This window comes from Streptomyces sp. Ru62, from assembly GCF_002920615.1.
Classification (GTDB): Bacteria; Actinomycetota; Actinomycetes; order Streptomycetales; family Streptomycetaceae; genus Streptomyces.
Genome location: NZ_PQSU01000022.1, coordinates 55,529 through 75,688 on the forward strand (window position 1 = coordinate 55,529; position 20,160 = coordinate 75,688).

Annotated in this window: 20 protein-coding genes; 5 read left to right on the forward strand and 15 right to left on the reverse strand. The window is 71.9% G+C overall.

The window, feature by feature from the left end:
* Window positions 1-2: 2 nt before the first annotated feature.
* The 10 genes from C3492_RS27815 to hisD form a co-directional block, all read right to left on the reverse strand.
* Entirely contained in the window at window positions 3-1,241 is a 1,239-nt protein-coding gene (locus C3492_RS27815) for an MFS transporter (RefSeq protein ID WP_103815183.1), read from the reverse strand.
* Between the two features lie 22 nt (window positions 1,242-1,263).
* Entirely contained in the window at window positions 1,264-1,851 is a 588-nt protein-coding gene (locus tag C3492_RS27820; protein ID WP_103815185.1) for a transcriptional regulator, read from the reverse strand.
* A gap of 116 nt (window positions 1,852-1,967) precedes the next feature.
* Window positions 1,968-2,723: an imidazole glycerol phosphate synthase subunit HisF gene (gene hisF / locus C3492_RS27825; protein WP_030990941.1), complete on the reverse strand. Its 756-nt coding sequence runs from the start codon at window positions 2,721-2,723 to the stop codon at window positions 1,968-1,970.
* 23 nt (window positions 2,724-2,746) lie between these two features.
* Window positions 2,747-3,136, reverse strand: coding sequence for a RidA family protein (locus C3492_RS27830; protein WP_103815187.1), 390 nt, complete (start codon window positions 3,134-3,136; stop codon window positions 2,747-2,749).
* On the reverse strand, window positions 3,133-3,858 hold the full coding sequence (gene priA / locus C3492_RS27835; protein WP_103815189.1) for a bifunctional 1-(5-phosphoribosyl)-5-((5-phosphoribosylamino)methylideneamino)imidazole-4-carboxamide isomerase/phosphoribosylanthranilate isomerase PriA: 726 nt from the start codon (window positions 3,856-3,858) through the stop codon (window positions 3,133-3,135). Before priA ends, C3492_RS27830 begins: the two co-directional genes overlap by 4 nt.
* A gap of 3 nt (window positions 3,859-3,861) precedes the next feature.
* Window positions 3,862-4,518 (reverse strand): imidazole glycerol phosphate synthase subunit HisH, encoded by a 657-nt coding sequence (gene hisH / locus C3492_RS27840; RefSeq protein WP_103815191.1) that lies wholly within the window; start codon window positions 4,516-4,518, stop codon window positions 3,862-3,864.
* Window positions 4,509-4,673 (reverse strand): hypothetical protein, encoded by a 165-nt coding sequence (locus C3492_RS44795; RefSeq protein WP_014672133.1) that lies wholly within the window; start codon window positions 4,671-4,673, stop codon window positions 4,509-4,511. Before C3492_RS44795 ends, hisH begins: the two co-directional genes overlap by 10 nt.
* 3 nt (window positions 4,674-4,676) lie before the next feature.
* On the reverse strand, window positions 4,677-5,270 hold the full coding sequence (gene hisB, locus C3492_RS27845) for an imidazoleglycerol-phosphate dehydratase HisB (protein ID WP_030605410.1): 594 nt from the start codon (window positions 5,268-5,270) through the stop codon (window positions 4,677-4,679).
* A gap of 3 nt (window positions 5,271-5,273) precedes the next feature.
* Window positions 5,274-6,380 carry a histidinol-phosphate transaminase gene (locus C3492_RS27850; RefSeq protein ID WP_103815193.1) on the reverse strand — a complete coding sequence of 369 codons (1,107 nt, stop codon included), beginning with the start codon at window positions 6,378-6,380 and terminating at the stop codon, window positions 5,274-5,276.
* Window positions 6,377-7,702, reverse strand: a complete 1,326-nt coding sequence (gene hisD / locus C3492_RS27855; RefSeq protein WP_103815195.1) for a histidinol dehydrogenase — start codon at window positions 7,700-7,702, stop codon at window positions 6,377-6,379. The genes C3492_RS27850 and hisD overlap by 4 nt, the downstream gene beginning before the upstream one ends.
* Before the next feature lie 220 nt (window positions 7,703-7,922).
* Between hisD and C3492_RS27860 the strand changes: the two genes are divergently transcribed.
* From C3492_RS27860 to ybaK, 4 genes are all read left to right on the forward strand, one after another.
* Window positions 7,923-9,500: an oxidoreductase gene (locus C3492_RS27860; protein WP_103815196.1), complete on the forward strand. Its 1,578-nt coding sequence runs from the start codon at window positions 7,923-7,925 to the stop codon at window positions 9,498-9,500.
* A 254-nt stretch (window positions 9,501-9,754) separates the two neighbouring features.
* Window positions 9,755-10,828 carry a hypothetical protein gene (locus C3492_RS27865; RefSeq protein WP_103815198.1) on the forward strand — a complete coding sequence of 358 codons (1,074 nt, stop codon included), beginning with the start codon at window positions 9,755-9,757 and terminating at the stop codon, window positions 10,826-10,828.
* An 11-nt stretch (window positions 10,829-10,839) separates the two neighbouring features.
* Entirely contained in the window at window positions 10,840-11,580 is a 741-nt protein-coding gene (locus C3492_RS27870; RefSeq protein WP_103815200.1) for an LON peptidase substrate-binding domain-containing protein, read from the forward strand.
* Between the two features lie 18 nt (window positions 11,581-11,598).
* A complete protein-coding gene (gene ybaK / locus C3492_RS27875; protein ID WP_103815202.1) occupies window positions 11,599-12,099 on the forward strand; it encodes a Cys-tRNA(Pro) deacylase in 501 nt (166 codons plus the stop codon).
* Window positions 12,100-12,161: 62 nt separating this feature from the next.
* Here the strand turns inward: ybaK and C3492_RS27880 are convergent, their stop codons facing one another.
* The 4 genes from C3492_RS27880 to C3492_RS27895 all read right to left on the reverse strand — a co-directional run bounded on the left by C3492_RS27880 (window position 12,162) and on the right by C3492_RS27895 (window position 16,047).
* A complete protein-coding gene (locus tag C3492_RS27880; RefSeq protein WP_103815204.1) occupies window positions 12,162-12,803 on the reverse strand; it encodes an AAA family ATPase in 642 nt (213 codons plus the stop codon).
* Between the two features lie 34 nt (window positions 12,804-12,837).
* A complete protein-coding gene (locus C3492_RS27885) occupies window positions 12,838-13,659 on the reverse strand; it encodes an ABC transporter permease (protein WP_103815205.1) in 822 nt (273 codons plus the stop codon).
* Window positions 13,660-13,753: 94 nt separating this feature from the next.
* A complete protein-coding gene (locus C3492_RS27890) occupies window positions 13,754-14,767 on the reverse strand; it encodes an ABC transporter ATP-binding protein (RefSeq protein ID WP_103815207.1) in 1,014 nt (337 codons plus the stop codon).
* A gap of 59 nt (window positions 14,768-14,826) precedes the next feature.
* Window positions 14,827-16,047, reverse strand: a complete 1,221-nt coding sequence (locus tag C3492_RS27895) for an NYN domain-containing protein (RefSeq protein WP_103815209.1) — start codon at window positions 16,045-16,047, stop codon at window positions 14,827-14,829.
* Between the two features lie 225 nt (window positions 16,048-16,272).
* Between C3492_RS27895 and C3492_RS44800 the strand changes: the two genes are divergently transcribed.
* Window positions 16,273-16,440, forward strand: coding sequence for a hypothetical protein (locus tag C3492_RS44800; RefSeq protein ID WP_165951540.1), 168 nt, complete (start codon window positions 16,273-16,275; stop codon window positions 16,438-16,440).
* Window positions 16,441-16,543: 103 nt separating this feature from the next.
* Here the strand turns inward: C3492_RS44800 and dnaE are convergent, their stop codons facing one another.
* Window positions 16,544-20,083 (reverse strand): DNA polymerase III subunit alpha, encoded by a 3,540-nt coding sequence (dnaE, locus tag C3492_RS27900; protein WP_103815210.1) that lies wholly within the window; start codon window positions 20,081-20,083, stop codon window positions 16,544-16,546.
* Window positions 20,084-20,160 lie beyond the last annotated feature (77 nt).

Consider the following 20,160-nt stretch of genomic DNA (forward strand, 5'->3'; position numbering starts at 1 on the left):
GGTCAGCCCGGGAGTTCGGCGCGGCGCAGGGCCGGCACGGCGAGGGCGACGGCCCCGCCGAGCCCGCAGACGACCGCGCTGGCGACGAACACCGGGCCGAGGCCCCAGGCGCCGATCGCGGCGGCGGCGAACGGCATGCTCAGCGGGGTGAGGCCGAGGCTGACCAGGCTGGCGACGGAGGTGACCCGGCCGAGGTAGGCGGGGTCGGACTGGGTCTGCAGCAGGGCGCCGCACATCGCGCCGCTGAGCCCGGTGAGCAGGCCGACGAGCACGGCCGTGGCGACGGCGGTGACGAGACCCGGTACGTAGGCGAGGGCGCCGATGGCCACGCAGCCCGCGATGATGGCGTACCCGGCGACCAGCCCGGCGCGCGGCAGCCTCCCCCGCACGGTCAGCAGCAGCGAGGCGGCCCCCGCGCCGGCCCCGAACCCGGCGAGCACCCAGCCCATGCCCGCGGCACCCCAGCCCCGGGCGTCGGCGAGCAGGGTCAGCCCGACGTTCAGCGGCCCGACGAAGCCGAGGTCACCGAGGGCGATGACGACCATCAGCGGCGCGAGCACCCGGTGCCGCCGGATGTACCGCAGCCCGGCCTTCAGGTCGCTCCAGGCGGTTCCCGCCGTGCCGGGCGTTCTCTCCATCGGCCGCTCCCGCATCCGCACCGACACCAGGAGCGGTACCGACAGGGCGATCAGGAGCCCGGCGACGGTGAACGCGGCCGGGGCTCCGCCGGTGGCCACGGCGAGTCCGCCGAGCGGGGCGCCGACGACGCTCGAAAAGCGGATGGCGAGGCCGCGCATGCCCTGGACCCGGGCGAGCTGGTCCTTCTCGGTGAGACGGGCCGGCAGCGCGCCCACGGCGGGCATGAACACGGCGTCGACGGTGCCGAAGAGCAGCGCCAGCAGGGCGAGCGGCCACAGCCCGGGGCTGGTGAGGAACAGCAGGGCGGCCACGGCGAGGACGGCGGCACAGCGTACGGCGTCACTGCCGATGACGACCCGGCGCGGCCCGAACCGGTCGGCGACCACTCCCCCGCCGAGCATCAGCACGGCCCTGGGCAGCGCGCCGGCCGACATCACGAGCCCGGCCTGCGCGGGGCTCCCCGTCTGGACGGCGGCCCAGGACAGGGCGAGGTAGTAGACGCTGTCGCCGAGCATCGAGGAGGTGTAGGCCCCGAGCCAGCGCAGCACATTGGGGTCGCGGTGGGCCCGCGCGGTGGCCGGCGGTATGAGCGTGGCGGTCACGGGAGGGCTGTCCTCTCAGACGTCAGACGCGGAACGGGAAGCCGTACACGTGCAGCGCGACATGCTCGCGCCCCTCGGTGTCACCGGCGGCCTCGCGGGCCCGCCCCCGCTCGTCGTACCGCTTGAGCAGGTCGGTCAGGTCCTTCTTCAGCTCGGCGAGTTCACCGGCGGTGAGCCGGAGCAGGGACTCCGAGTCGTGGGCCGCCGTGTTCCACTCGGGTCCCCAGTGGGCGCGTTCGTCGAGGTACCTCCGGTACATCTCGGCGCGCTGCTCCAGGAACATCCGCGAGGCCGCCAGGTGCGCGGCCGCCTTCTCGGGGGCGTCCTGGAAGTCCTCGTCGCGGATGGTGACGCCGTCGGACGCCGGCTGCCACCAGCGCTCCCGCCCGTCCGCGCTGCGCGGCTGGGCCTCCTCGACGAGACCGTGTTCGGCCAGTTTGCGCAGGTGGTAGCTGACGAGGGAGACGGCCTCGTCCACCTGCTCGGCGAGCTGTGAGGCGGTGGCGGCCTCCGCGACGAACAACAGCCGGTAGAGCTTCATGCGCAGCGGATGGGCGAGCGCCTTGAGCGTCCCGATGTCCGTGATCCGGCGGTTCTCCTCGCGTGCCATGACACCGAACCCTAGATACGAAAGAGAAACTGCGCAATATTGTTTGCGCAAGTTTCCTTTCGTATCTGCCCGCGCAAAGGCCCCGGCCACCCGGCCGGGGCCTGTCGATGTGGCGGCTACCTCACCGGGTGCCCCGCCCCCCGCAACGTCTCCTTCACCTGACCGATCCGCAGGTCCCCGAAGTGGAACACCGAGGCCGCGAGGACCGCGTCCGCGCCCGCGTCGATGGCCGGCGGGAAGTGGGCCAGCTTGCCGGCGCCGCCGGAGGCGATCACCGGGACGGTCACGTGCTTGCGCACTGCCGCGATCATCTCCAGGTCGTAGCCGTCCTTCGTGCCGTCCGCGTCCATGGAGTTCAGCAGGATCTCCCCCGCGCCCAGCTCGGCCGCCCGGTGCGCCCACTCCACCGCGTCGATGCCGGTGCCGCGCCGGCCGCCGTGGGTGGTGACCTCGAAGGTGCCCTCGGGGGTGCGGCGCGCGTCCACCGAGAGGACCAGCACCTGCCGGCCGAACCGCTCGGCGATCTCGCGGATCAGGTCGGGGCGCGCGATGGCCGCCGTGTTGACGCCCACCTTGTCGGCGCCCGCCCGCAGCAGCTTGTCCACGTCCTCGGCCGTGCGGACGCCGCCGCCGACGGTCAGCGGGATGAACACCTGCTCGGCGGTGCGGCGCACCACGTCGTACGTCGTCTCACGGTTGCCGGAGGACGCGGTGATGTCCAGGAACGTCAGCTCGTCGGCGCCCTCGGCGTCGTACACCTTGGCCATTTCGACGGGGTCGCCGGCGTCGCGCAGGTTCTGGAAGTTGACGCCCTTGACGACCCGGCCGTTGTCCACGTCCAGGCAGGGGATGACTCGGACCGCCAGGGTCATGAATCCACGGCTCCTTAAGGCCTTCAGCCTCTGAATGCTTCTAGTTCTACTTCGACCAGGATGCGCGGGTCGACGAAGCCCTCCACGACCAGCAGGGTCGAGACCGGGCGGACGGCGTCGAACAGCTCCTGGTGGGCCCGCCCGACGGCGTCCACGTCCCGCACATGGGTCAGGTACATCCGCGTGCGGATCACGGACTCGATGCCGAGCCCGAACTCCCCGATCGCTTCCAGGGCGCTGGTGAAGGCCACCTTGGCCTGTTCGTACGGGTCGCCCTCCCCGTACAGCACGGTGCCCTTGAAGGACGTCGTGCCGCCCACCAGCACCCGGTCACCCGCCGCGACGGCGCGCGCGAACCCGAAACTCTCTTCCCAGGGACTTCCGCTCTGCACGCGCCGCACGGCTCCGCTCATGACGACACAGCCTCCAAGGCCTCTTCCAGGGTGAACGCCTTCGCGTACAGCGCCTTCCCTACGATGGCGCCCTCGACACCGAGGGGCACCAGTTGGGCGATGGCACGGAGGTCGTCCAGGGACGACACGCCGCCGGAGGCCACGACCGGCCGGTCGGTGGCGGCGCACACGTTCTTCAGCAGCTCCAGGTTGGGGCCCTGGAGGGTGCCGTCCTTGGCGATGTCGGTGACGACGTAGCGGGCGCAGCCCTCCTTGTTCAGGCGCTCCAGCGTCTCGTAGAGGTCGCCGCCGTCGCGGGTCCAGCCCCGGCCGCGCAGGGTGGTGCCGCGCACGTCCAGGCCGACGGCGATCTTGTCGCCGTGCTCGGCGATGACCTTGGCGACCCACTCGGGGGTCTCCAGGGCGGCCGTGCCGAGGTTCACCCGGGTGCAGCCGGTGGCGAGGGCGGCGGCGAGGGTGTCGTCGTCGCGGATGCCGCCGGACAGCTCCACCTTGATGTCCATGGCCCCCGCGACCTCGGCGATCAGGGCGCGGTTGTCGCCGGTGCCGAACGCGGCGTCCAGGTCGACCAGGTGCAGCCACTCGGCGCCGGACCGCTGCCAGGCGAGGGCGGCCTCCAGCGGGGAGCCGTAGGAGGTCTCGGTCCCGGACTCGCCGTGCACGAGGCGGACGGCCTGGCCGTCGCGGACGTCGACGGCGGGGAGGAGTTCGAGCTTGGCCATGGTCTACAGGGTTCCGATCCAGTTGGTGAGGAGCTGGGCGCCGGCGTCGCCGGACTTCTCGGGGTGGAACTGGGTGGCCCACAGGGCGCCGTTCTCCACGGCGGCCACGAACGGCTTGCCGTGCGTCGACCAGGTGACCTTGGGGGCCTCGATCACCGGGTTGTGGGACTCCAGGGCCCAGTCGTGGACGGCGTAGGAGTGCACGAAGTAGAACCGCGCGTCGGCGTCCAGGCCGGCGAACAGCTGTGAGTCGGCCGGGGCGTCCACGGTGTTCCAGCCCATGTGGGGCACGACGTCGGCCTGGAGCGGCGCGACCGTGCCGGGCCACTCGTCCAGGCCCTCGGCCTCCACGCCGTGCTCGATGCCGCGTGCGAAGAGGATCTGCATGCCGACGCAGATGCCCATGACCGGGCGCCCGCCGGACAGCCGGCGGTCCACGACCCAGTCGCCCCGGGCGGCACGCAGGCCCGTCATGCAGGCGGCGAAGGCGCCGACGCCCGGCACGAGCAGGCCGTCGGCGTTCATCGCCTTGTCGAAGTCGCGCGTGATCTCGACGTCGGCGCCCACGCGCGCGAGGGCCCGCTCGGCGGAGCGGACGTTGCCGAAGCCGTAGTCGAAGACGACGACCTTCTTGTTCGTGGACCTGGTGCTCAATTCCACACCTCCAGCCGCATGACGCCCGCCACCAGGCACAGGCCCGCGCCGATCGAGAGCAGCACGATCAGGCTGGTGGGCATCTTCTGCTTGACGAAGGAGATGATGCCGCCGACCAGGAAGAGGCCGACGACGATCAGGAGGGTCGACAGACCGGTCATGGGTTACAGCGCGCCCTTCGTCGACGGGAGGATGCCGGCCGCGCGCGGGTCGCGCTCGGAGGCGTAACGCAGCGCCCGGGCCAGCGCCTTGAACTGGCACTCCACGATGTGGTGCGCGTTGCGCCCGTACGGTACGTGCACGTGCAGCGCGATCTGCGCCTGGGCGACGAAGGACTCCAGGATGTGCCGGGTCATCGTCGTGTCGTACTCGCCGATCATCGGCGCCATGTTCTCGGGCTCGGTGTGCACGAGGTACGGGCGGCCGGACAGGTCGACGGTGACCTGGGCGAGGGACTCGTCCAGCGGGACCGTGCAGTTGCCGAAGCGGTAGATGCCCACCTTGTCGCCGAGTGCCTGCTTGAAGGCGGCGCCGAGCGCGAGGGCGGTGTCCTCGATGGTGTGGTGGGAGTCGATGTGCAGGTCGCCGTCGGTCTTGACGGTCAGGTCGAACAGACCGTGCCGGCCGAGCTGGTCGAGCATGTGGTCGTAGAAGCCGACGCCGGTGGCGATGTCGGTCCGGCCGGTGCCGTCGAGGTCTATCTCGACCAGCACCGACGTCTCCTTGGTGGTGCGCTCCACGCGTCCTGTGCGGCTCATGCGTCACAGCTCCTTCTTCAACTCACGGACCGCGTCGAGGAACGCGTCGTTCTCCTCCGGGGTGCCGGCTGACACCCGCAGCCATCCCGGAACCCCGTTGTCCCGGACCAGGACGCCCCGGTCGAGGATCTTCCGCCAGGCCTCGTGGGCGCTGGCGAACCGGCCGAACTGCACGAAGTTCGCGTCGGACTCGGTCACCTCGTAGCCGATCGCACGCAGCTCGGCGACCAGCCGGTCCCGCTCCGCCTTGAGCTGCTCGACGTACCCGAGCAGCGTGTCGGTGTGCTCCAGCGCGGCCAGGGCGGTCGCCTGGGTGATCGCCGACAGGTGGTACGGCAGCCGGACGAGCTGGACGGCGTCCACGACCGCCGGGTGCGCGGCCAGGTAGCCGAGGCGCAGGCCGGCCGCGCCGAACGCCTTGGACATCGTCCGGGAGATCACCAGGTGCGGGCGGCCCTGGAGCAGCGGCAGCAGCGAGTCGCCGTGGCTGAACTCGATGTACGCCTCGTCCACGACCACCATGGACGGCTTGGCCGCCTGGGCCGCCTCGTACAGCGCGAGGACGGTCTCCGGCGGGACCGCGTTGCCGGTGGGGTTGTTGGGGGTGGTGATGAAGACGACGTCCGGCTTGTGCTCGGCGATCGCCTGCTCGGCTGCGGCCCGGTCGATCGTGAAGTCCTCGCGCCGCGGCCCGGAGATCCAGCCGGTGCCGGTACCGCGCGCGATGAGCGCGTGCATCGAGTACGACGGCTCGAAGCCGATCGCCGTGCGGCCCGGCCCGCCGAAGGTCTGCAGCAGCTGCTGGATGACCTCGTTGGAGCCGTTGGCGGCCCACACGTTCTCGATGCCGAGCGGGTACTTCCCGGTCTTCGTCAGGTACTTGGCCAGTTCGGTGCGCAGCTGGACCGCGTCCCGGTCCGGGTAGCGGTTCAGGCCGCGGGCGGCCTCCCGCACCCGCTCCGCGATCCGCTCGACCAGCGGCTCGGGCAGCGGGTAGGGGTTCTCGTTGGTGTTCAGCCGTACGGGGACGTCCAGCTGGGGCGCGCCGTAGGGGGACTTGCCACGCAGCTCGTCCCGTACGGGGAGATCGTCGATCCGCACGTCGCTCACTTGCTCTCGGGTACCTTCCAGCCGAACCTCGCCTTGACCGCCGCGCCGTGCGCGGGCAGGTCCTCCGCCTCCGCCAGCGTCACCACGTGGTGGGCGACCTCGGCGAGCGCGTCCCTCGTGTAGTCCACGATGTGGATGCCGCGCAGGAAGGACTGGACGGACAGCCCCGAGGAGTGGCAGGCGCAGCCGCCGGTGGGCAGCACGTGGTTGGAGCCGGCGGCGTAGTCGCCGAGCGAGACGGGGGCCCAGGGGCCGATGAAGATCGCGCCGGCGTTGCGGACCCGGTCGGCGACCGCCGCCGCGTCGGCGGTCTGGATCTCCAGGTGCTCGGCGCCGTACGCGTCGACGACCCGCAGGCCCTCGTCGATGCCGTCGACCAGCACGATGGCGGACTGCTTGCCCTTCAGCGCGGGCACGATCCGGTCCTCGACGTGCTTGGTGGCCGCGACCTGCGGCTCCAGCTCCTTCTCGACCGCGTCCGCCAGCTCGACGGAGTCGGTGACCAGGACGGCCGCCGCCAGCGGGTCGTGCTCGGCCTGGCTGATCAGGTCGGAGGCGACGTGCACCGGGTCGGCGCCGGCGTCGGCGAGGATCGCGATCTCGGTCGGGCCGGCCTCGGCGTCGATGCCGATCTTGCCGGTGAAGTAGCGCTTGGCGGCGGCGACCCAGATGTTGCCGGGTCCGGTGACCATGTTGGCGGGCGGGCAGGACTCCGTGCCGTACGCGAACATCGCGACGGCGGTGGCGCCGCCGGCCGCGTACACCTCGTCCACACCGAGCAGGGCGCAGGCGGCGAGGATCGTCGGGTGCGGCAGTCCGCCGAACTCGGCCTGGGCCGGCGAGGCGAGCGCGATGGACTCGACGCCGGCCTCCTGGGCGGGCACCACGTTCATCACCACGGAGGACGGGTAGACCGAGCGGCCGCCGGGCGCGTACAGCCCGACGCGCTCGACCGGAACCCATTTCTCGGTCACCGAGCCGCCGGGCACGACCTGCGTGGTGTGGGTCGTACGGCGCTGCTCGCGGTGGACCAGCCGGGCCCGCCGGATGGACTCCTCCAGGGCGGCGCGCACGGCCGGGTCGAGTCCGGCGAGCGCGTCGGTGAGTGCCTGGGCCGGGACACGGACGGATTCCAGCCGCACTCCGTCGAACTTCTCGGCGAAGTCGATCAGCGCCGCGTCGCCACGATGATGCACGGCCTCGCAGATCGGGCGCACCTTCTCCAGGGCGGCCTGAACGTCGAAGTCGGCTCGGGGCAGCAGGTCGCGCAGGGCGGGGCCCTCGGGAAGGGCGTCGCCGCGCAGATCGATTCGGGAAATCACAGTCCCAATTCTCTCAGACCGCCGTCGGCAGCCGTCCGCGCGTATCAATGGCTGATACAGACCGTGGGTCAATGGCCGGTACAGACGTGGGTCAATGACTGGTACAGAGGGTGGCCGGAACCCGGAAGATCACCTTCACGGGTGGTGTCCCGGCGGTCACAGAGGGCATGAACGGCTGTACGAAAACCAGCGAACCGGAAGAGGCGAGAAGAGGAGAACGGTGAGCGAGGGGGCCGGCATCCGCACGGGGGACCTGCCGGACGACCTGACCGCGACCGAGGCGGGCATGTGGCAGGCCTTCCGCAACGGCAGCGTGTACGACCTGAGCAGCGGCGACTTCGCGGTGGACGATCCGCACGGCGGGCATCCCTGGGGTCCGGAGCGGACCGTACGGGCCCGTATCGTCTGCTGGCTGCTCCTCGACGGCCCGCCGGCGCTCGCCGGCCGGGTGTCCGCGCTCAAGCTCGTCGGCGTGCGCGTCACCGACCCGCTGGACCTGGCGGGCGGCCAGGTCACGCCGTACGTGGAACTGCGCGGCTGCCGTTTCGACGAGGAGATCCGGCTGCCGGAGGCCCGGTTCACGACCCTGCGCCTGGTGGACTGCGCGGTGCCCCGCCTGGAGGCCGCCCGCGTGCACACGGAGGGCGATCTGCATCTGCCGCGCTGCCGCTTCCAGAACGGGGTCCGGCTGACGGACGCGCACATCGGCACCGATCTGCTGCTCAACCAGGCGGTCGCCTACCGGGACCGCAGCGGGCGGTCGATCGCGGCCGACGGGCTGACCGTCGGCCAGGACCTCCAGGCGGAGATGCTGGAGTCGCACGGCGAGTTCAGCCTGCGCGGCGCCCAGATCGGCGTCTCGCTCAGCCTGCGCGGCGCCAGGCTCGCCAACCCCTACGCCCGTTTCGCCCTGAACGCCCCCCAGCTGACGGTCGAGCGGACCCTGTACCTGACCCCGGCCGGTGTGGGCAACCCGCTGCTGAGCGGCACGACACCCGCGCGCGGGACACGCATCCAGCGGTTCGAGTCCCGGGGCGGGGTGCGTCTGGACGACGGGCGGTTCGGGGACGCCGTCGACCTGGAGCGGGCCCGGTTCGCCCTCACCGACGACCAGGAACTGTCGCTGCGCCGGGTGCAGACGCCGGAGCTGCGCTTCCTCGGGGACAAGCCGGAGCGCGGCAAGGTGGTGCTGTCCGGCGCGCGGGTGGTGAACCTGGTGGACCGGGCGAGCAGCTGGCCGGACGCGGGCAATCTGCACATGGGCGGGTTCGCCTACGAGAGCCTGGTGCCGCAGGGCCCGTTCCCGCTGACCCAGCGCCTGGACTGGGTGGCGGCGGCCACCGCCGAGTACGCCCCGGAGCCGTACGAGCGGCTGGCGGCGGTGCTGCGCGCGGCCGGGGAGGACGAGGACGCGCGCGAGGTGCTGCTCGCCAAGCAGCGCCGGCGGCGCGAGACGCTGCCGCTGGCCGGCAAGTTCTGGGGTTACCTCCAGGACTGGACGGTCGCCTACGGCTACCGCCCGGGCCGGGCCGCGGTGTGGATGGCGGTGCTGTGGGCGGCGGGCACGCTCGCCTTCGCCCGCGCGGACCATCCGCCGGTCAGCTCCGGCGGCCACCCGGTGTGGAGCCCGGCGCTGTTCACGCTGGACCTGCTGCTGCCGGTGATCGACCTGGGCCAGGCGGGCCAGTGGCAGCTGCGCGGCGGCTGGCAGTGGCTGGCGGCGGGGCTGATCCTGATCGGCTGGGTCCTGGCGACGACGGTGGCGGCGGGCGCGACCCGGCTGCTGCGGCGGAGCTGACGGAACACGGCGGAGCGGACGGAACACGGCGGAGCCGACGGAACACGGCGGCACCGACGGAACACGGCGCGCGGCCGACGCGAGCCATCAGGCGCAATCCATCAACGCTGACGGAATCTGCCCTTCACGCACACACCCCGCACAACATGCACATTCACCCTTTACCGCTCCTTGACTCTCGCACGTACAACTTTCCATGACTTGCCCGGGCCCTCTGGCGCCGCCCCGACCTGCGGACTTTCAATGGTCGGACCATGGCTCTGCTGCCCTCGTTCATCCGCCCCACCCGGATGACCAAACGCTCCGCGCGCCCGGCCGACCGCCCGCCGGCCGGGGACGAGGCCGTGCTCGACGCGCCCGACGACCGCCTCTCACCCGCGCTGGTCGCGGCCGGCCGGGGCGAGTACGCCGCCGCGGCCGGCCTGCTCGCCGCCACCCGCACCGCGACCGAGTGGGAGAACCGGGACCGGTACGTACGGCGCCTGACCGCCTTCGCCCGCTCGCGCCCCGAGTGGTACGAGGAGTGGCGCGCCGCCGCCCCGGACGACCCCGGCGTGCTGCTGCTCGGGGCCCAGCTGGCGGTGGACCGCGCCTGGCCCTCGCCCGCCCGGGCCGAGCTGCTGCGCGAGGTGAGCCCGCTCATCACCGCCGCCGCCCGCGCCGACGACCGCGACCCGGTGCCCTGGCGGATCGCGCTCGACCACGCGCGCGGCTCGCGGGCCGGGCACCGCTACTTCGAGGAGCTGTGGGAGGCGGCCGTCCGGCGCGCCCCGCACCACTACGGCTGCCATGTGGCCGCCCTGCGCTACCTGGCCGCCTTCTGTTGCGCCCAGTGGGGAGACACGCCCCACAGCCCCCATGGCTCGCACCGGGCGTGCTTCGACTTCGCCGAGCGCGCCGCGCAGGACGCCCCGGCCGACTCGCTCGTCCAGGCGCTGCCCGCCCGGGCGGCCTTCGGCTGCCTGACCGACGACTGCGACCCCGAGGTGCCGCGCGCCCGGCTGGACGCGGCGGCCGACCGCGCCATCGAGCTCTCCGGGCGTTTTCCGGCGGCCGACCCGTGGCCCGCCGAGGTCCGCAACAAACTGCTGTACGTCCTGCTGCGACTGGACCGCTGGGAGGACGCCCGCACCCAGCTGCGCCTGATCGGCCCCTACGCCACCTCCTTCCCCTGGGACCGGATCTCGGACGACCCGCTCGGCCACTTCCTGCGCGTGCGCGAACACCTGGAGACGGCGCTCCCGCGGCCCGCCCCGGCCGGGCTGCTGACGGCGTCCCGGGACCCCCTCGGCGAGCACGGCGGACACGCCCGCGCCGCCGACCACTAGGCTGGGGCGCCGTGACCACCGTCCGTCTCCCGCTCTTTCCGCTGAACTCGGTGCTGTTCCCGGGGCTCGTGCTGCCGCTGAACGTCTTCGAGGAGCGTTATCGCGCCATGATGCGCGCGCTGTTGAAGACCCCCGAGGAGGAGCCGCGCCGCTTCGCGGTCGTCGCCATCCGCGACGGCCACGAGGTCGCGCCGAGCGCCCCGGGCATGCCGGACCCCACGGCCCAGCCCGACCGGGGCCCGGCCGCCGGCTTCGGCCCCGACCCGCTCAAGGCCTTCCACGGGGTGGGCTGTGTGGCGGACGCGGCGACCATCCGGGAGCGGTCCGACGGCACCTTCGAGGTCCTGGCGACGGGCACGACGCGTGTCCGCCTGCTGTCCGTGGACGCGTCCGGGCCGTTCCTGACCGCCGAGCTGGAGGAGCTGCCCGAGGAGCCCGGGGACGAGGCCGGCGCGCTGGCGGAGGGCGTCCTGCGCTCCTTCCGCCAGTACCAGAAGCGTCTGGCGGGGGCCCGCGAGCGCTCGCTGTCCACCGGTGCCGACCTGCCCGACGACCCGGGCGTGGTGTCGTACCTGGTGGCCGCCGCGATGGTGCACGACACGCCGACCAAGCAGCGGCTGCTCCAGGCCCCGGACACCGCCTCCCGGCTCCGGGACGAGCTGAAACTCCTTCGCGCGGAGACGTCCATCATCCGTAGTCTGCCGTCGTTGCCCGCGTTCGAGCTGACGCGGACGCCGACGAGTCTGAACTGAGGGAAGCACGACACCCAGATGGCGAAGAAGTCGAAGAAGCAGCAGTCCGGGGGAACGCCCGCGACGGTGGCCCTGACGGCGGCGGGCGTGGACTTCACGGTCCACGCCTACGACCACGACCCGTCCCACCCCTCCTACGGCGAGGAGGCGGCGGAGGCGATGGGAGTCTCCCCCGACCGTGTCTTCAAGACCCTGGTGGCCGACGTCGACGGCTCCCTGGTGGTCGGTGTGGTCCCGGTGGCCGGCTCGCTGGATCTGAAGGCCCTGGCGGCGGCGGTGGGCGGCAAGCGGGCGAGCATGGCCGACCCGGCCCTCGCCGAACGCACCACGGGCTACGTCCGCGGCGGCATCTCCCCGCTCGGCCAGCGCAAGAAGCTCCCGACGGTGATCGACGACTCGGCACAGTCCCACGCGACGATCTGCGTCTCGGCGGGCCGCCGGGGCCTGGAGGTCGAGCTGGCGCCGGGGGACCTGGCGAAGCTGACGGAGGCGGTGCCGGCGCCGATCGGACGCGGCTGACGGGCTCGCCCGCCCCGCTCACTCCACGGCGTCCGCCACAGCGCCTCACTCCACGGCGTCCGTCACGGCCTCTCGCCGTACGGCAGCTCGGGGTCGCGGGGCCCGAACAGCGCGGTCAGTCCGAGATGCACCAGCAACCCCGCCAACGGCCACGCCAGCAACGCCCCCTTCGCCGACAGCTCCAGCGGCGCGGAGAACGTCACGCCCTTGCCCACGGCCTGCGCGTGCGCGAGCACGTCCGACTCGGGCCCCAGCCACACCCCGAGCCGCCAGGCCAGCAGCGACCCGAGCAGCCCGCCGAGGCCGAGGGCCACCGCGAGCGGCACACCCCCGCGCCGCCGCAGCAGGAACACCACCACGGCGCTGACCAGACCGAAGGCAAGCCCCAGCAGGATGAACGTTCCGTCCACCCCGACCGCCTGCTCGCCCTCGGTGTCCTTCACGTAGACGACCCAGTTCTTGTCGACCTCGTCACCGATCAGCGGCACGTGCGGCGCCAGCCACCACCACAGCAGCCCCAGCAGCACCCCGCCGAGCGCCAGCGCCACCGTGATCACGGCGGCCTCCCGCAGTTCCGTCTTCATCCCGGGGCCGTCCTGTTCGTACGCGCCCGCACCCGGCGCACCGGCGGGCGGCGGCGCCTGCCAGACCTGGTGCGGGGAGTTCTCGTGCGGCGGAGGAGGCGGAGTCAGCGGTGCGGTCACCCGACTATCGTGCCAGCTCGCGCTGTGGGCCGCGTCACCGGACGGCGGCCCTGCGGTACGCCCAGGCCGCCACGGCCAGCGAGACCACACCGACACCCGCGCACACACCCAGGTCAGCGAGGACGACGGCCCAGTCGGGGTCCGCCCCGAAGGTCCGCGCGTACGCCTCCACGCCATAGGTCGATGGCAGCAGATCACGGGCCAGCCGTACGATCTCCGGCATCCGGTCGGCCGGCAGCACGCCCAGCAGCAGCGCGGCCGACATGCCGAGCTGGCCGAGCAGCGTGGCCAGCTCCGGCCGGGGCGCGAGCAGCCCGCAGGCGGCGCCCAGGCCGGCCAGCGCGGCCCCGGCGAGCGGGATGACGGCCACCAGGATCCACAGGTTGGACAGCGGCAGCCCGAACAGCACACAGCCGAAGACGGCCGTCACCAGGGTCCCCGGCACGGTGAAGGAGGCGTACGCCGCCGCCGCGCCCAGCACCACGGCCGCCGGCGGCACCGGCAGTGTGGCGTAGTGGTCGAGCCCGCCGCTGGCCCGCAGCTGCCCGAAGTACTGCGACAGCAGGTTCAGCGCGACGTACGCGACGACCAGCACGGAGGACCCGGCCACCACGGACTGGGCCTCGTGGCCGCTGTCGACGACACCGCGCATCATCACGGCGATGCCGATGGACTGGAACGTGGCCACGAACAGCAGCGGGATCCGCGCCACCCGGGCCCGGGAGAGCTGCGCCCGGTAGACGGCCACCAACGACGGCCACAGCCGCGCGGACGGCCCGAGCTCGGCCGCGCCGGCCGCCGTGTCCGGTACGGCCCGGGCACCGCCCGGCAGAACCTCGGCGGGTACGACACTCACGACGGGCTGCTCCTCTTCCCTGCGGCAGTCGCCACGGCGGGCCTGTCCACCCCGGCGGTCGCGCAGACCTCCACGCATTCCATGGCCGGTGCGCTCACGTCTTCACCAGCCCCTGCCGGGCCGCGCCGCCCAGCGCCAGGTAGACGTCCTCCAGGCTGGGCGTGGCGAGCGTGAAGTCGTCCAGGGCGGCGAAGGCGGCGCCGCCGGTCACCGTGGCGACGACGGCGCGGGCCTCCTCGGGCGCGAGCCGGAGCGTCCAGCGCCGGCCGGACTCCACGGCCCGCTCGTACAGCACGGCGACCTCGGGCACCTCCAGCGGCGCCCGCTCCCGCCACACCAGCTCCACCCGCACCTCGCCGGCGACCCGTGCCTTGAGTCCGGCGGGGGTGTCGCAGGCGATGACCCGGCCCTGGTCGAGCACGGCGACCCGGTCCAGGACCGTCTCGGCCTCGATGACGTTGTGGGTGACCAGCAGCACGGTCGTACCGCGCTCGGCCCGCCGCCGGTCCACGGCGGCCCAGACCGCGCGCCGGGCCACCGGGTCCATGCCGGTGGTCGGCTCGTCCAGCACGAGCAGCGGCCGTTCCCCGACGAGCGCGGTGGCGAAGCAGGCGAGCCGCCGCTGGCCGCCGGACAGCTTCTTCAGCGCCCGTCCGGCGATCGGGGTCAGCCCCAGTTCCTCCAGGACGGCGTCCCGCTCGGCCCGCGCCCGCCGGACGTCCAGGCCGCGCAGGCGCCCGGTGGTCTCGGCGGCGAGGGAGACGGTCAGCTCGTCCAGTGCGGTGGACTCCTGGCCCAGGTAGGCGAGGAGCCGGGCGGCCCGCTCGGGATGGCGCACGATGTCGTGGCCGAGTATCTCGACGCTGCCGGTGTCCGGGCGCAGCAGCCCGGTGAGCTGCCGTACGAGGGTGGACTTGCCGGCGCCGTTGGGGCCGAGCAGCCCGAAGACCTCGCCGCGCCGCACGTCCAGTTCGACCCCGTCGGTGGCCCGCACCTCGGGGGTGCCCGGGGCGCCCCGCCGGCCCTTGACGGCCGGGTAGGTCTTGCCGAGCCCGCGCACGCGTACGACCTCGTCGTACCGAAGTGCCTGTCCCGCGCGCGTACTCACAAGGGACGAGCCTACGGGGTCGGGGCCCTTTACTCGCCCTTGGGGGCGGATCCGGGCGTTCAGTCGGCGGCGGGCGCGTGCTGTTCGGCCGCCGCCGGGACGTCGATCTCCCGCCAGAACCCCGCCCGAATGGCGTAACGGTCGTGCTCGTCGATCTGGTCGTCCTTGTGGGCGAGCAGCCCGAACCGGGCCGCGTACCGCAGCAGCTCCCCGTCGATCCGGTGCGGGATGCGCGGGTACATCTGCGACAGCCGCTGCAGATGACCCTGGTCGCCGAGCCGGGACATCCAGCGGCGGGCGAAGACCTGCCCGACCTCGTACGGGTCGCCGCCGACGGTGGTGATGTCCTCCTCCCGGTCGGCCCACCGCTGCTCGGCGGTGGTGAGCTGGGCCAGCGTCGGCATGGAGGCGACCTCGGGGGGCTCGGCGACCACGCCCGGCCGGTCGACCCAGCCCTTGTCGGAGGACCAGCGCAGGGTCGCGGTCGCCGGGTGCTGGACGGGCTGGGTGCCGGGTGCGCGCAGCGCGGCCAGGTCCTTGGGGGTCGGGACGCCCTTGGAGGCGGTCACCCGCTCCTGGGAGCCGTTCTCGGCGGCGGCGGCCGGCGGGTGGGCGGGCTGTTCGGCGGGCCGCTCGGCCGCGGTGCCGAGGGCGGACTCGGGAAGCGGCGCGGAGAGGATCGCGGCGATCTCGGGGCGGGGCGCGGGCGGCGGGGCGCAGACGCCGGTCAGCTCCTTGGCGCGGACGGCCTGGGTGATCCAGGCACGGTCCAGCACGCGCCGTTCGTCGGCCTCGGCGACCAGGTCCTCGGACTGGTTGTAGTCGCCGTCGGCGGCCTGGACGGCCCACAGGTGGACGGCGACGCCGTGCTCCTTGGCGGCCATCATGCCGGGCAGCAGATCGCCGTCGCCGGTGACGAGGACGACGTCGGAGCAGGCGCGGTTGCGGGCCAGCTCGGTCAGTTCCGCGTGCATGGCGGCGTCGACGCCCTTCTGGGCCCAGCGTCCGTCACTGCGGGTGAGCGCGCCGAGGCGGACGGTGACCCGGGGCATCACGCGCAGCCGGCGATGCTCCGGCTGGGGGACCCGGTCGGGGGCGCCGTCGAACCAGTAGATGCGCAACAGGGGGCGCTCGGTGTCGGACTCCGCGCGTTCCCGCAGCGCCTGGATCAGCGCGGCGTGGTCGACGGTGATCCGGGACCGCGAGGGCTCACCGGCGAGGAGGCTGGCGGCGGCTCCCAGCAGATACCCGGCGTCCACCAGGACGATGCAGCGGTCCACGCGACTCACCCTCTTCCCGGGAGGTTTTGCTTCGGACTTCCTTCGAGTCTGCCCGACCACGCGGGGGTTAACGGCCCGAACTCGATCTTCGGCGTGGCGTTTGCGGTTCCGGTACGCCCACCACCCCTGTCACACACGGTAATTATCCGACATGCGCTTGATGTCAGCGTATGTGAATCTGGTCCCGGCCCTGGCCCCTAGATCCCCCACAGGAGGCAGATCACCATGGCCAAGAACAAGAACCGCAAGCAGTCCGGCCCGCAGAACCGCGCTCCGCAGTCCGAGCACGCGCAGCGTCCGCAGGCGGAGGAGCACGAGCCGCCCATGGCGCACGCCCCGGGCAGCCCTTCGGAGGCCGCGCGCAAGAAGCAGAAGAGCTTCGGCCACAACTAAAGGGCAGTTGAAGCCCGGGCACAGGTGAGGGGCGCACCCGTAAGGGTGCGCCCCTTCGCGTTCATGCCTCCTCGATGCCCTTCCCGATGCCCTCCGCCGGGCCTCAGCCGGCCAGGCAGGACGGGCCGAGCAGCACCTTCAGATCGCCGAACAGCGCCGGGTCGGGCTTGACCCGGTGCCGGTCCAGGCGGAGCACGGTGGTCTTGCGCGGGCCCTGGAGCTTGATCCGGACCTCGCTGTCGCCCTTGTGGTGGCTGAGGATCTCGCCGAGGCGGCTGACCATCGGCGGCGTCACCTTCACGGCCGGGATGGTGAGCACGACGGGCGCGTTGGTGCCCGCGTTGGACAGGTCCGGGACCATCAGCTCCATGGCGACGAGCCGGGGCACGTCCTCGCGCTTGTCGAGGCGGCCCTTGACGAACACCACGGCGTCCTCGACGAGTTGGGTGGACACCAGCTGGTAGGTGGCCGGGAAGAACATGCACTCGATGGAGCCCGCCAGGTCCTCGACGGTGGCGATGGCCCAGGCGTTGCCCTGCTTGGTCATCTTGCGCTGCAGGCCGGAGATGATGCCGCCGATGGTCACCACCGAGCCGTCCCCGTAGTCACCGCCGGTGAGCTGGGCGATGCCCGCGTCCGCCTTGTCGGAGAGCACGTGCTCCAGGCCGAAGAGCGGGTGGTCGGAGACGTACAGACCGAGCATCTCCCGCTCCTGGGCGAGCAGGTAGGTCTTGTCCCACTCGTCGTCGGTGAACTCCACGTCGAGGCCGAAGCCGGGCTGGTCGCTGGTCTCCTCACCCATCCCGCCGAAGAGGTCGAACTGGCCCTCGGCCTCCTTGCGCTTGACCGCGACCACGTTGTCGATCATCGGCTCGTACTGGGCCATGAGGCCCTTGCGGGTGTGGCCCATCGAGTCGAAGGCGCCGGCCTTGATCAGCGATTCGGTGGTGCGCTTGTTGCAGACCACCGCGTCGACCTTGTCGAGGTAGTCGGGGAAGGAGGCGTACTTCCCCTTCGCCTTGCGGCACTTGATGATCGACTCGACCACGTTGGTGCCGACGTTGCGGACGGCGGACAGGCCGAAGAGGATCACGTCGTCGCCCTGGGCGGCGAAGTTGGCCTCGGACTCGTTGACGTTCGGCGGGAGCACCCGGATGCCCATGCGCCGGCACTCGTTGAGGTAGACCGCGGACTTGTCCTTGTCGTCCTTGACCGAGGTGAGCAGGGCCGCCATGTACTCGGCGGGGTGGTTCGCCTTCAGGTACGCCGTCCAGTACGACACCAGGCCGTACGCCGCGGAGTGCGCCTTGTTGAACGCGTAGCCGGCGAACGGGACCAGCACGTCCCAGAGCGCCTGGATGGCTTCGTCGCTGTAGCCGTTCTTGCGGGCGCCGGCCTGGAAGATGACGAAGTTCTTCTCCAGCTCCTCCGGCTTCTTCTTGCCCATCACGCGGCGGAGGATGTCGGCCTCGCCGAGCGAGTAGCCCGCGATGATCTGGGCGGCCTTCTGCACCTGCTCCTGGTAGACGATCAGGCCGTAGGTGACGTCCAGGACCTCCTTGAGCGGCGCCTCCAGCTCGGGGTGGATCGGCGTGATCTCCTGCTGCCCGTTCTTGCGCAGCGCGTAGTTCGTGTGGGAGTTCATGCCCATCGGGCCCGGGCGGTACAGGGCCGACACGGCGGAGATGTCTTCGAAGTTGTCCGGCTTCATCAGCCGCAGCAGGGACCGCATGGGGCCGCCGTCGAACTGGAAGACGCCGAGGGTGTCGCCGCGCTGGAGCAGCTCGAAGGTCGTGGGGTCGTCGAGCGGGAGGCTCAGGAGGTCGATGTCGATCCCCTTGTTGGCCTTCACCATCTTGACGGCGTCGTCCATGATCGTGAGGTTGCGCAGGCCCAGGAAGTCCATCTTCAGCAGGCCGAGCGACTCACAGCTCGGGTAGTCCCACTGGGTGATGGTCACGCCGTCGGTGTGCCTCACCCAGACCGGGACGTGCTCGGTGATGGTCTCGCTGGACATGATCACGCCGGCGGCGTGCACGCCCATCTGCCGGACCAGGCCCTCCACACCGCGCGCGGTGTCGATGACCTTCTTCACGTCCGGTTCGTTCTCGTACATCCCCCGGACCTCGCCCGCCTCCGAGTAGCGCGGGTGGCTGGGGTCCGTGATGCCGGACAGCGGGATGCCCTTGCCGAGGACGTCGGCGGGCATGGCCTTGGTGATCCGGTCGCCCATCGCGTACGGGTAACCGAGCACGCGCGCGGAGTCCTTGATCGCGTTCTTGGCCTTGATGGTGCCGTAGGTGCCGATCATGGCGACCTTGTCGGCGCCGTACTTCTCCGTCACGTACCGGATCACCTCGACGCGCCGGCGCTCGTCGAAGTCGATGTCGACATCCGGCATGGAGATGCGCTCGGGGTTGAGGAACCGCTCGAAGATCAGGCCGTGCGGGATCGGGTCGAGGTCGGTGATGCCGAGCGCGTAGGCGACGATCGAGCCGGCCGCGGAGCCCCGGCCCGGGCCGACCGCGATGCCCTGGCGCTTGGCCCACATGATGAAGTCGGCGACCACGAGGAAGTAGCCCGGGAACCCCATCTGGATGATGACGTCCATCTCGTACTCGGCCTGCTTCTGGCGGTCCTCGGGGACACCGCCCGGGAAGCGGCGCTCCATGCCGCGGCGGACCTCCTCCTGGAACCAGGTGACCTCGGTGTAGCCCTCGGGGATGTCGAACTTGGGCATGAGGTCGCGCTTCTCGAACATGCCGGTGGTGTCCACCATCTCGGCGACGAGGAGCGTGTTGGCGCAGCCCTCCTGCCAGGCGTCCGAGGAGTCGATGGCGTACATCTCGTCCGTGGACTTCAGGTAGTAGCCGGTGCCGTCGAACTTGAAGCGGTCGGGGTCGGAGAGGTTCTTGCCGGTCTGGATGCACAGCAGGGCGTCGTGGGCGCCCGCCTCGTGCGCGTACGTGTAGTGCGAGTCGTTGGTGACCAGCGGCGGGATGCCGAGCTTCTTGCCGATCTCCAGCAGGCCGTCGCGGACCCGGCGCTCGATCTCGATGCCGTGGTCCATCAGCTCCAGGAAGTACCTGTCCTTGCCGAAGATGTCCTGGTAGTCGGCGGCGGCCTTGAGGGCCTCGTCGAAGTGGCCGAGGCGCAGCCGGGTCTGCACCTCGCCGGAGGGGCAGCCGGTGGAGGCGACGATGCCCTCGGACCACTGGGCGATGGTCTCCTTGTCCATCCGGGGCCACTTCTGCAGCCAGCCCTCGGCGTAGGCGTCGGAGGAGAGCCGGAAGAGGTTGTGCAGGCCGGTCTTGTCCACGGCCCACATCGTCTTGTGGGTGTAACCACCCGAACCGGAGATGTCGTCCCGCTTCTGGTGCGGCTGGCCCCAGAGGATCTTGCGCTTGTTCCGCCGGGACTCGGGGGCGACATACGCCTCAATCCCGATGATCGGGGTGATTCCGGCCTTCTTCGCGCTATGGAAGAAGTCGTACGCCCCGTGGAGGTTGCCGTGGTCGGACATGGCGATGTGCGTCATGCCCATCTCGTTGCACGCGTTGAACATGTCCTTCAGCCGCGCGGCACCGTCCAGCAGCGAGTACTGGGTGTGGACGTGCAGGTGCGTGAAGGGCGGCTTTGACACGGTGAGGCCTCCGGGGGAAACACTCGGCGACGGGCTGGCGGACACTTCTGGGGTCAGCGTCGAAGTCTATGCCGCGG

What these genes read in the sequence shown, in the direction of transcription:
- hisF (WP_030990941.1), bottom strand. Translation starts at nt 2,723, where the DNA reads ATGACCCTGGCGGTCCGAGTCATCCCCTGCCTGGACGTGGACAACGGC.
- C3492_RS27830 (WP_103815187.1), bottom strand. Translation starts at nt 3,136, where the DNA reads ATGAGCGGAGCCGTGCGGCGCGTGCAGAGCGGAAGTCCCTGGGAAGAG.
- hisB (WP_030605410.1), bottom strand. Translation starts at nt 5,270, where the DNA reads ATGAGCCGCACAGGACGCGTGGAGCGCACCACCAAGGAGACGTCGGTG.
- C3492_RS44795 (WP_014672133.1), bottom strand. Translation starts at nt 4,673, where the DNA reads ATGACCGGTCTGTCGACCCTCCTGATCGTCGTCGGCCTCTTCCTGGTC.
- C3492_RS27865 (WP_103815198.1), top strand. Translation starts at nt 9,755, where the DNA reads ATGGCTCTGCTGCCCTCGTTCATCCGCCCCACCCGGATGACCAAACGC.
- ybaK (WP_103815202.1), top strand. Translation starts at nt 11,599, where the DNA reads ATGGCGAAGAAGTCGAAGAAGCAGCAGTCCGGGGGAACGCCCGCGACG.
- C3492_RS27820 (WP_103815185.1), bottom strand. Translation starts at nt 1,851, where the DNA reads ATGGCACGCGAGGAGAACCGCCGGATCACGGACATCGGGACGCTCAAG.
- priA (WP_103815189.1), bottom strand. Translation starts at nt 3,858, where the DNA reads ATGGCCAAGCTCGAACTCCTCCCCGCCGTCGACGTCCGCGACGGCCAG.
- C3492_RS44800 (WP_165951540.1), top strand. Translation starts at nt 16,273, where the DNA reads ATGGCCAAGAACAAGAACCGCAAGCAGTCCGGCCCGCAGAACCGCGCT.